Annotated in this window: 8 protein-coding genes and 2 rRNA genes; 9 read left to right on the forward strand and 1 reads right to left on the reverse strand. The window is 53.7% G+C overall.

Features of this window, described 5'->3' with window-relative positions; translation table 11 throughout:
• Positions 1–137: 137 nt before the first annotated feature.
• Both G583_RS14975 and G583_RS0107540 read left to right on the forward strand, forming a co-directional pair.
• Positions 138–1364: a sensor histidine kinase gene (locus G583_RS14975; RefSeq protein ID WP_022870574.1), complete on the forward strand. Its 1227-nt coding sequence runs from the start codon at positions 138–140 to the stop codon at positions 1362–1364.
• On the forward strand, positions 1364–2044 hold the full coding sequence (locus tag G583_RS0107540) for a response regulator transcription factor (protein ID WP_022870575.1): 681 nt from the start codon (positions 1364–1366) through the stop codon (positions 2042–2044). Before G583_RS14975 ends, G583_RS0107540 begins: the two co-directional genes overlap by 1 nt.
• Positions 2045–2114: 70 nt before the next feature.
• Here the strand turns inward: G583_RS0107540 and G583_RS0107545 are convergent, their stop codons facing one another.
• Complete coding sequence (locus G583_RS0107545) at positions 2115–2696, reverse strand: hypothetical protein (protein WP_022870576.1); 582 nt, start codon at positions 2694–2696, stop codon at positions 2115–2117.
• 243 nt (positions 2697–2939) lie between these two features.
• Between G583_RS0107545 and cysS the strand changes: the two genes are divergently transcribed.
• The 7 genes from cysS to G583_RS0107585 form a co-directional block, all read left to right on the forward strand.
• Positions 2940–4382, forward strand: coding sequence for a cysteine--tRNA ligase (cysS, locus tag G583_RS0107550; RefSeq protein WP_029629366.1), 1443 nt, complete (start codon positions 2940–2942; stop codon positions 4380–4382).
• Between the two features lie 34 nt (positions 4383–4416).
• Positions 4417–5346: a 23S rRNA (guanosine(2251)-2'-O)-methyltransferase RlmB gene (gene rlmB, locus G583_RS0107555; RefSeq protein WP_022870578.1), complete on the forward strand. Its 930-nt coding sequence runs from the start codon at positions 4417–4419 to the stop codon at positions 5344–5346.
• Between the two features lie 62 nt (positions 5347–5408).
• A complete protein-coding gene (locus G583_RS0107560) occupies positions 5409–6449 on the forward strand; it encodes an ABC transporter substrate-binding protein (RefSeq protein ID WP_022870579.1) in 1041 nt (346 codons plus the stop codon).
• A 97-nt stretch (positions 6450–6546) separates the two neighbouring features.
• Positions 6547–7527 (forward strand): ABC transporter permease, encoded by a 981-nt coding sequence (locus G583_RS14980; protein WP_022870580.1) that lies wholly within the window; start codon positions 6547–6549, stop codon positions 7525–7527.
• Positions 7514–8305 carry an ABC transporter ATP-binding protein gene (locus tag G583_RS0107570; protein WP_022870581.1) on the forward strand — a complete coding sequence of 264 codons (792 nt, stop codon included), beginning with the start codon at positions 7514–7516 and terminating at the stop codon, positions 8303–8305. Before G583_RS14980 ends, G583_RS0107570 begins: the two co-directional genes overlap by 14 nt.
• A gap of 922 nt (positions 8306–9227) precedes the next feature.
• Positions 9228–10760 (forward strand): 16S ribosomal RNA (locus G583_RS0107580).
• A gap of 564 nt (positions 10761–11324) precedes the next feature.
• Positions 11325–11518 (forward strand): 23S ribosomal RNA (locus G583_RS0107585); the annotation flags it as partial.

Raw genomic sequence — 11518 nt, forward strand, 5'->3', positions numbered from 1 at the left:
TTATCCTGCCCGACGGTGTCCACTGTCTCCAAGCAAAGTAAACGAGTGGTGAATTCTGCCGGACAAATACATGTATTAGCGCCTAAATGACGAAAAAGGGTCAACTCGATGTACAAAGTATGGGTACTCTGTGAATTGTGGAAAGTCTTGTTTCGGTAGCCGTCCTCTTTGGGCTGGCCGGTGTGATCGTCACGGTGGGCGCTATGGTCGCCTTCCGTCTCTCGTCGCGTTCAAGAATTGAACGACTAGCAGACCATGAGCAAACCATTCCCGAAGGTGCCCTAGATGTTTTGGCCGTTGTGGGCCAAGCCTACGTGATTGTTGACGTCGCAGATACGGTTGTTCGAGCAAACCCGACCGCTTACGCTTTTGGGCTCGTCAGAGGTAACCAGCTGGGGCATAAACAGCTCACGGAACTCACCTCCAGGGTGCGTACCGCCGGACAGCTCTACGACTATCGCTTCGAACTACCAGCGGTGGCCGCAGCCGAAGGGCACTGGCTCGTGCACCTGCGTGCAGCCGCTATCGGCGACCAATTCATCGTGATCATGGCTGAAGACCGGTCCCAACAACACCGGACAGAAGCCATCAGGCATGACTTCGTTGCCAACGTATCGCATGAATTGAAGACCCCGGTGGGCGCCATGAGCCTGCTAGCCGAAGCCATTGAGGACGCGGCCGACGATCCCGAGGCCGTCCGACATTTCGCTAACCGTTTATCGATCGAATCCGTACGGCTCTCGGCTCTGGTCCAAGATGTGATTTCGCTGTCGCGACTGCAGGGTCGTGACATTGTTGAGACCGCCGAGCCACTGGAAATCACCGGTTTGGTCTCCGAAGCTATCGACCGGGTGCGGACCGAAGCATCCTCGCGAGATATTGCCATCCACAATCGCCAACCGGAAGCCCTGTCGGTCTATGGCGACTACGACCAACTAATGACGGCGATCCGCAACCTCATTGACAACGCCGTGACGTATTCACCCGATGGCTCCACCGTGTGGGTTGAAGTGACCAAGGACGAAGACGTCGTACTGATCGCGGTGGGAGACCAGGGCGCAGGGATTGCTGATGACGACAGAGAACGCATCTTCGAGCGCTTCTATCGTGTCGACTCAGCCCGCTCACGCGCTACCGGTGGTACCGGTCTTGGCCTGAGCATCGTCAAACATACGGTCTCCAATCACGGCGGCGAAATCATGGTGGAATCAACCGTGGGAGAGGGCTCGACGTTTATCATCCGACTGCCGGAACTCGACCCCCAAGCGCACGAAGCAACCACTGAGGGCACCGAACCAAATACGAACAGTGTGAAACATGATTCACATAGACACACCTCTGTAGAAGGAAAAGGACAACACTGATGACTCGGATTCTTGTCGTTGAAGACGAACCGTCAATTTCTGACCCGCTCGCGTACTTGTTACAACGGGAAGGATATGAGGTTACCGTCGTTGATGATGGTCTAGAAGCCGTGGAAGAATTTGACCGCAACGGCGCTGATTTGGTGCTGCTGGACTTGATGCTCCCGGGGCAACCGGGAACAGATGTTATTCGAGAGATTCGGCAAGAATCTCAGGTGCCGGTCATCATGCTGACCGCCAAGGACGGTGAAGTCGATAAGGTGGTTGGTCTTGAACTCGGAGCAGACGACTACGTGACCAAACCATATTCTGCCCGTGAACTCATTGCCCGAATTCGTGCTGTGCTGCGACGCAATGCTGACGCCGATGAACTCATTCCCGATACCGTTGCGGCAGGACCGGTACGCATGGATGTGGAACGCCACGTCGTCACCGTTGATGGCACAGACATCACCATGCCGCTCAAAGAGTTCGACTTATTAGAAATGCTGTTACGAAACTCTGGACGCGTGATGACCCGCGGTCAGCTCATCGACCGAGTATGGGGTCCAGGGTATGTGGGAGACACGAAAACCTTAGATGTCCATATCAAGCGGTTGCGTTCCAAGATCGAACCCGACCCCTCGTCACCGCGTTATTTGATGACCGTCCGTGGGCTCGGATATAAATTCGAAGCATAGACATAGAGAAACAGCTGAGGGCCTGTCCGTTTTGGACAGGCCCTCAGCTGTTATTTGGGCGTAGTACTACTTACTCGTCTGAGTGGTACTGGCCCTGGAAGTCGTAGAGGTGCTCAATCTGTTCATCTTCGTCGAGGTCACCCGGGTACAGCTCACGGTATTCTTCCAGCGTTGGCGGCAAAACCGACACGTGGAATTCCTGGTCGTTACCGAAGGCAGTTGCAGTGCCTTCAGCGAGACCGCCTGGTTCGGTGCCGATACCGTTGATGGTAATATCTTCATCCTCAAGTTTGAGGATTTCACCGGCTTCTAGGGAGAATTCGAACGTTTCGTCGTTGATCTGCAGCTGCACATCCTGGCTGCTCTCCGACTGGTTGTCGATGCTGCCCATCAGTGTGCCGATGTCATCGGCTGATTCCGTGATCACACCGATGTTCAGGAAATCAACGTGCTCGCCGGGAGCATTGAAATCGTCGTCAGTGGAGGCCGTGTCACTGGTTTCTTCTGCGGTGATAGTGGTCTGAGTACCGTCGGAGGGTGCGTACTCGAACGTGGTTGCCTGCGGGTTCACTGCAGAGCAACCGGTGGTGCCAAGCAGGGCAGCCAATGCCAAGCCGGCAAATACGTTCCGGCGAGTTGTGTTGACCTTCACGATGGTTCTCCTCGTAAAAAATAAGGTGCGCTAGAGGTGATGTTCTACCTGCACTGGGCGCGTCGATCCCGAGGGTGCAAGAAGCTTTCTTCATGAGGTTATCGTATTTGACTAAATAGAGGCCACTTTACGACAAGATATCTCGCAGCGAGCACGCCCTGGAAGGGGCATCAGCTTCGACACACTATCGACGAATATCAGAAGTTGTCGTTGAGCGCTCGTCCTGAGCTAAAATTGGGCAACGTGGGACAACAATTTTATGATACTGCCGCCGGTGCGATCCGGGACTTCACACCAATCCACGAGGGCGAGGTCTCGGTCTACTACTGTGGCGCAACAGTGCAGGGTAGGCCGCACGTGGGACATATTCGTTCCGCTGTGGTGTTTGACATTCTCGTACGATGGCTCGAGTACGCGGGCTACAAGGTCACCCTGGTGCGCAACGTGACCGACATCGACGACAAGATCCTGTCGCGCTCAGACGAGTCCTTCGCGCCGGACTTCGCCGCTACCGACGACTATCCTGCACAAGAACAGTGGTGGGCACTCGCATATCGTTTCGAAAACGCCTTCGCGGCAGCCTATGCGGCACTCGGTGTCCGTCGTCCGACCTATGAGCCTCGCGCCACCGGCCATATTCCCGAAATGATCACGCTGATCCAGCGGCTGATCGACGCAGGCCACGCCTACCAGGCTCTCGACGGTTCTGCGGATGTCTATTTTGATGTCACTTCCTGGCCGGAATATGGGGCGCTCACGCACCAGTCGGTCGATATGATGCAGGATGCCGATGATGCTCCGGCACGCGGCAAGAAAGATCCGCGCGACTTCACCCTCTGGAAATCCCAACTTACGTCCGACCCCGCTGGCGCTGCGTGGGCTTCGCCATGGGGACACGGGCGTCCCGGCTGGCACATCGAGTGCTCCGCGATGGCCACCAAGTATCTTGGCACCCATTTCGACATCCACGGCGGCGGATTAGACCTACGGTTCCCGCATCATGAGAATGAGCTAGCGCAGTCCAGTGCGGCCGGCCATAATTTCGCAAATTTCTGGATGCACAACGGGTTGGTGACGGCCGAGGGCGAGAAAATGTCCAAGTCCGTGGGCAACACTGTCTCGCCCGAGCAAATGTTGGCGATGTCGCGGCCAGGCGCGGTCCGTTATTTCCTGGGCCAAGCGCACTATCGTTCTCAACTGGACTACCACCCCTCTGCGCTGGACGAGGCGCAAACTGCTTTGGAACGGATTGAATCATTCCAATCCCGGGCCGCCAAGATGTTTGACGACGCGATAGGGACCGACACGGTGCCCCCAGCGTTTGTAGCCGCTATGGAGGATGACCTCAATGTGCCTGAGGCCTTGGCTGCACTCCATGCGACCGTACGAGCCGGCAACTCAGCGCTTGATGCTCAAGAATTGGATCCAGTGAAACAGTACCTACGTGAAGTCAACACCATGGTGGAAGTCCTGGGTCTAAATTCAGCAAACGAACTCCCAGCAGCTGGTGACTCCGCCGCATCCCAGGCGTTGGCAGAGCTTGTGGAAGCTCAAATTGCAGCCCGAACCCAAGCTCGGGCTGCAAAAGACTGGGCAACAGCAGACGCCATACGCGATCAATTGACCGCTGCCGGCATCGTTGTCAAAGATGCCGCAAATGGTGCTACCTGGTCCATAACGGACTAACCGCAAAAGTTTTTACCAAAGAAAGGACGAGCATATGAGTCCTCGTCGTAGCGGACCTTCACGTAAGAAGGGCCCAACTAAAGGTTCCGGCGGCCAAGGTCGTCGGAAACTCTCCGGCAAAGGCCCGACCCCTAAAGCCTCGGACCGTACCTGGCACAAGAATTACCGTCCGCCGGTCAAACAGAAAAAACCGGCTCGAACCACTGACGCTGTTGCTGGCCGCAACCCGGTAGTCGAAGCGCTTGAGGCAGAGGTGCCAGCTTCTACCCTGTACATAGCTGTGGGCGTCGAAATGGACGACCGTATTCGAAACTCCGTCCGGATGGCGGCAGATCGCGGCATCCCTGTACTGGATGCCACTGAACCACAACTCGCCCGGATCACTGATAACGCACGGCACCAGGGTATCGCCCTGCAGGTTCCGCCGTACGAATACGAAAATGGTATCGATCTTGTTGTCGGACTGATGTCCGACTGGACCAACGGCTATCGCAAGAACCCCCCGCTGGTCGTTGCGCTGGATTCCATCACTGATCCTCATAACCTGGGCGCTATTCTGCGTTCGGCATCCGCGTTCCAAGCTGATGCCGTCATCATCCCCTCGCGCAGGGCAGTCGGTGTGAACGCGACGGTTTGGAAGACTTCGGCCGGAGCTGCAGCACGAGTGCCCGTGGGACAAGTGACCAATCTGAACAACGCGTTGACCGAATACAAAAAAGCCGGCCTGTTTACCATTGGGCTTGACGGTGATGGGGAGCAAACGCTGCATGATTTGCCATTAGCAACCGATCCGTTGTGTGTCGTGGTCGGTTCCGAAGGCGCTGGATTGTCCCGCTTGGTTTCTGAAAATATCGACCAATTGGTCTCTATTCCGATCTCTTCAGAGCTCGAATCACTCAACGCATCATTGGCCACGGGAATTACCCTCTACGAAATTTCCAGACTTCGGCATAAGATTGACTAAGCTGGTCTCAATGTAACGTAGGCCACAATCTATCACTCACACCTATTGAAGTTGGAGTCATAATGAAAACGAATACTCTGCTGAAAACCTCAGCTACCGCGGCAGCCCTGGGGTTGCTGCTCACAGCGTGTGGTTCAGACGAAGGTGGTGCAGAGGGAAATGGCGACGAGAGTTATAGCGTGGCTATCGCTCAGTATGTTGCCCACCCTTCCCTGGACGCAACGGCCCAGGGCATGAAAGACGTCTTCGAAGAAGCAGATGCCGACATCGAGGTTGAAGAGCAGAATGCTCAGGCGGACCAGGCAACCATGAATAACATCGTGGGCACCTACGGCGGCGACGATAATCTTGACGCAGTCCTACCAATCGCCACTCCAGTAGCTATTGCCGCAGCGACGTCCATCACCGAGACACCAATTATCTTCTCGGCCGTCACTGACCCGGTTGATGCCGGCCTTGTTCCTGATTGGGAAACACCAGGTGAAAATATTACCGGTGTGTCGGATATGAACCCGGTGGAAGATCAGCTCCAGTTGATCCTGGACGTGGTTGAAGACGCCGAAGTTATTGGTATTCCGTATTCTTCTGCCGAGTCAAACTCTGTTGTCCAAGTTGAAGCTGCCAAAGATGCTGCCGATGTTTTGGGCATAGAGATTGAAGAAGTTGCTGTCACGAACACCTCGGAAGTTGCCCAGGGTGTCGAATCCTTCTCGGATGTGGACGCGATCTACGTGCCAACCGATAACACGGTGGTTTCGGGTCTAGAGACGGTCATTTCCTACGGTATCGATAACCAAGTGCCAGTGTTTGCCGCAGAATCTGACTCGGTAGAACGTGGCACTGTTGGAACATACGGTCTCAACTACTATGAGCATGGTCGTCAAGCCGGTGAAATGGCTCTGTCGATCATTACCGGTGAAGCCGAGGTCGCTGACACCCCAACGGCATTGGCAGATGACGCCGCGATGGAATACACCTTCAACCTTGACGCTGCAGAACAAATGGGCGTTGAAGTTCCCGAGGACCTGAGTGCCGACGCCAACATCGTTGGTGAAGATGAGGACGCCCAAGAAGGCGAAGCAGACGAAGAAACCAGCGAATAATCCTCGCGGGCTTCATGACCTGTAAAACTCAAAACGGGCCTGGCTCAGCGGACGCTGGCCAGGCCCGTTGCTCTCTTGAAAGGTAAGTCCGTCTGCTATGACCGTGACAATAGAACTCGGTCTCATATACGCCATCATGGCTCTCGGCGTATATCTGACCTTCCGCATCTTAAACTTTCCTGACCTAACGGTCGATCAGTCATTCACGACTGGTGCGGCAACATCCGCAATTCTCATTGCCAATTATGACACCAATCCATTACTTGCTTTGGGTGCAGCATTTATCGCTGGGGCACTCGCGGGCATCATTACCGGATTGCTGCATGCTAAAGGTGGGATCAACCCCCTTCTCGCAGGTATCTTGACGATGCTTGCACTGTACTCAATCAATCTACGCATCATGGGGGACCGGGCTAACGTCCCGTTGCTCGGCACCGACACCATCTACACATGGTTTAGTGGTGCTGGGATTACCGGGTGGACACTCATCTTGGTCCTCGCGGTAATCGTATTGATCGTCAAACTCCTACTCGATTGGTTCCTCGGTACCGATATGGGCCTAGGTCTACAAGCGACCGGCGACAATGAAGAGATGGTCAGGTCATTTGGGGTTTCCACCGACGCCATGAAAATCGTAGGACTGTCCGTGTCCAACGGACTTGTAGGTTTAGCTGGAGCGTTCATCGCTCAAAAACAAGGCTCGTCGGACATCTCCATGGGTATCGGTTTGATCCTCATCGGGCTGGCTTCGGTCATTCTTGGACAAGCAATATTCAATAACCGCTTCGTTACTCGTTTCGCAGACACTCCTGTTGGCCGACTGCTTTTTGGAACACGAAACCGGGAAGTCCTCATGGCGACTACCGCCGTTATCCTCGGTTCCATCATCTATCGCGCTGCAGTCCAGGGCGCCCTTGCCGTTGGGTTTAACCCGAACGATATGCGGCTTATTTCAGCAATCATCGTGGTGGCTGCCTTGCTCATTCCGAGATGGAGGGTCCGTAGGAAACCTGCCAAGGCAGTTCAGACCCCCGCGTCCAACTCGGCGTATAAGGAGACCACTGATGTTAGAGCTTAAGAACGTACATAAGACTTTCTTTCCCAACTCGATCAATGAAAGAGTTGCACTATCCAACATCAATCTCGACCTCAACGACGGTGACTTCGTTACGGTGATTGGTTCAAATGGTGCGGGCAAGTCAACTGTGCTCAATACAGTTGCTGGAAAGATCAGTCCTGATACTGGAACTGTGAATATCGCGGGACGAAACGTCACGCGTCTCAAGGATTTCAAGCGGGCCAAGTATGTTGGTCGAGTTTTCCAGGATCCAATGGCAGGAACAGCACCTGATCTCACGATCGAACAAAACATGGCCCTGGCTGAACGACGCGGTATGAGCAGAGGTTTGGCCTTTGGAATCACGAAGGCGAAACGGCTCCGCTTCGCAGAGGAGCTCGAACTTCTCGAACTTGGTCTAGAAAAACGGCTGAGTGCAAAAGTCGGTTTGCTTTCGGGCGGTCAACGTCAGGCACTGTCGTTGCTGATGGCTACATTCTCCAAGCCAAAGATTCTCTTGCTCGATGAGCATACAGCTGCTCTGGATCCCGAGCGAGCACGGTTGGTTACTGACCTGACGGAAAAAGTTGTCGCAGAACAAAAGCTGACAACGTTGATGGTCACCCACAACATGGGACAAGCTCTAGAGGTGGGTAACCGTTTGATCATGATGCATGATGGTGAAATCATCCTTGATGTTTCGGGTGAAGAAAAATCATCCATGACTGTGGAAGATCTTCTAGCTCAATTTGCAAACATCAAAAACGCTACAGTTTCGGATCGCACACTCTTGCAATGATCCAATCCTGTCAAAGCGGGTGGAGTCTCTTCGGGGCTCCACCCGCTTTGTGGTTTAAGAATGACTGGCGCACAAAAATACAAGATTTCTAGAGACCTCGATCACAAATTTTCAGATATTGGTGAACCTCTGGTGACTTCTTGGTAAATAACCTATTTATTGCACACTAAACGGACATAAAAAGACATGCAATGAAAGCGCTTCCCCGGTTTTGCGTTCTGGTTTGGGGTGTGTATAGTTATCTCTCGTGCCCAGGGCGGATCGGAGACGTGAAGCGCTGTGACATGAAGGTTTTTGTTGAAAATTGTATAGCGGTCCTGAGAGTTCCGGGGTTGGGTTGACGGGTTGGTGTCACGTTGTGATATGCTGTTGATTCGGTCCGGTTGCTGAGCTGAGTCGTTGGTGATTTCAGGTTGGTGGTGGTTCTGGTTGGTGCTGGTGTTGCTGTTGTGGTAGCGTTGGTGTTTGCATGATTTGACTGGTGTTTGCTGGTTTGGTTGTGTGTGATCAGGGTCATGGTGTTCGGATTTGACTGTGCTGGTGGGTTGTCTGCTAGTGTTGGTTGCTGTTGCTTGTGAGCGGTTTGCTTGCTGGTAATGGTGTTTTTACTTTCCGTTCAAGCCGATTTGACTTTGTTTCCTGGTTTGGTTTAGTGTTGTGTCTGCACCGGTTTTGGTGTGGTTCATGATGTCTTGTGGATCGTTTGTTGTTTGCACTGTCTGATGGTGGCTTCACTGTTTGTGGGGTTATTGTTGGGTTGGTGTGGTTGTTTGAGAACTCAATAGTGTGCCAAGTTTGTTTGATGCCATTTATTTTTTGAATGGTTGCCATGATGGTCATACCTCCGTGTGATTGTTGTGGTGTTGCCAGGGATTGGGCTGTTTCCGGCCTGGTCTGTTTGATTGAATTGTTTCATAGTTTTTGTATGGAGAGTTTGATCCTGGCTCAGGATGAACGCTGGCGGCGTGCTTAACACATGCAAGTCGAACGCTGAAGCTCCCAGCTTGCTGGGGGTGGATGAGTGGCGAACGGGTGAGTATCACGTGAGTAACCTGCCCTTAACTCTGGGATAAGCCCGGGAAACTGGGTCTAATACCGGATAGGACTGATCATCGCATGGTGGTTGGTTGAAAGTTTTTGACGGTTTTGGATGGACTCGCGGCCTATCAGTTTGTTGGTGGGGTAATGGCCTACCAAGGCTTTGACGGGTAGCCGGCCTGAGAGGGTGACCGGCCACACTGGGACTGAGACACGGCCCAGACTCCTACGGGAGGCAGCAGTGGGGGATATTGCACAATGGGCGCAAGCCTGATGCAGCGACGCCGCGTGAGGGATGACGGCCTTCGGGTTGTAAACCTCTTTCAGTTGGGACGAAGCCCTTCGGGGTGACGGTACCTTCAGAAGAAGCACCGGCTAACTACGTGCCAGCAGCCGCGGTAATACGTAGGGTGCGAGCGTTATCCGGAATTATTGGGCGTAAAGAGCTCGTAGGCGGTTTGTCACGTCTGCTGTGAAAGCTCGGGGCTTAACCTCGAGTTTGCAGTGGGTACGGGCAGGCTAGAGTGCAGTAGGGGAGACTGGAATTCCTGGTGTAGCGGTGAAATGCGCAGATATCAGGAGGAACACCGATGGCGAAGGCAGGTCTCTGGGCTGTTACTGACGCTGAGGAGCGAAAGCATGGGGAGCGAACAGGATTAGATACCCTGGTAGTCCATGCCGTAAACGTTGGGCACTAGGTGTGGGGAACATTTCCACGTTTTCCGCGCCGTAGCTAACGCATTAAGTGCCCCGCCTGGGGAGTACGGCCGCAAGGCTAAAACTCAAAGGAATTGACGGGGGCCCGCACAAGCGGCGGAGCATGCGGATTAATTCGATGCAACGCGAAGAACCTTACCAAGGCTTGACATGCACTGGATCGCCCTAGAGATAGGGTTTCCCTTCGGGGCCGGTGTACAGGTGGTGCATGGTTGTCGTCAGCTCGTGTCGTGAGATGTTGGGTTAAGTCCCGCAACGAGCGGAACCCCTATTCTATGTTGCCAGCAATTCGGTTGGGGACTCATGGAAGACTGCCGGGGTCAACTCGGAGGAAGGTGGGGACGACGTCAAATCATCATGCCCCTTATGTCTTGGGCTTCACGCATGCTACAATGGCCGGCACAATGGGTTGCGAGACTGTGAGGTTGAGCTAATCCCATAAAACCGGTCTCAGTTCGGATTGGGGTCTGCAACTCGACCCCATGAAGTCGGAGTCGCTAGTAATCGCAGATCAGCAACGCTGCGGTGAATACGTTCCCGGGCCTTGTACACACCGCCCGTCAAGTCACGAAAGTTGGTAACACCCGAAGCCGGTGGCCTAACCCTTTGTGGGGAGGAGCCGTCGAAGGTGGGACCGGTGATTGGGACTAAGTCGTAACAAGGTAGCCGTACCGGAAGGTGCGGCTGGATCACCTCCTTTCTAAGGAGATAACACGTATCTCATAGATATATTGAGTTCACATGCTATTGGTACTGACCGTCGTTGTGATGGTTGGTGGTGTGTGAGCGTGGGTGGAACATCAAACTTATCATGCCCGTGTTGGGTGTGGTCTTGGTCTGTGATTGTGGTTGGTTGCTGGTAGTACTGACTGATCACCCCTGTGTGGGGTGGTTGGTATGTGGAGGCTGGTGCTAGTCATGGTCGTGGACGTAGGGATTTTGGCATACTGTTGGGTTTTGGAACAACCACGGTCATCACGTTTGTGTTGTGGTGGTGTTCTAGTGTAAACATTTTTCCTGCTGGCATTGGTGCTGGGACGTGTGTTCTGGTGGCTGGTGTTGGTGGGGTGTTGTTGTGGTAACTGTATAGTGGACGCGAGCATCTTTATATAAGAGTTCTTTACACCGGACCTGTTTGGGTTTGGTGTGATGGCTTGTGATTGTTTGTATCTGTGTGACAGCATCTTGCATCACAATTGTGGTGTGGGTGTTGTGTTTGCTCAATTTGTGGCTTATGCGGCTGGTCCCGTTTGCGGGGTTGGTTGGGTAAGTTTTGAAGGGCGCACGGTGGATGCCTTGGCAATAGGAGCCGATGAAGGACGTGGGAATCTGCGATAAGCCTGGTGGAGTTGATAACCGAGCGTTGATACCAGGATGTCCGAATGGGGAAACCCCGCATGCATGGCTTTGGTTGTGTGTGTGACCGCTGGTTGAATGTATAGGCCAGTTGGAGGGAAC

Origin of the sequence: Yaniella halotolerans DSM 15476, from assembly GCF_000420805.1 — a bacterium.
Taxonomy (GTDB): Bacteria; Actinomycetota; Actinomycetes; order Actinomycetales; family Micrococcaceae; genus Yaniella; species Yaniella halotolerans.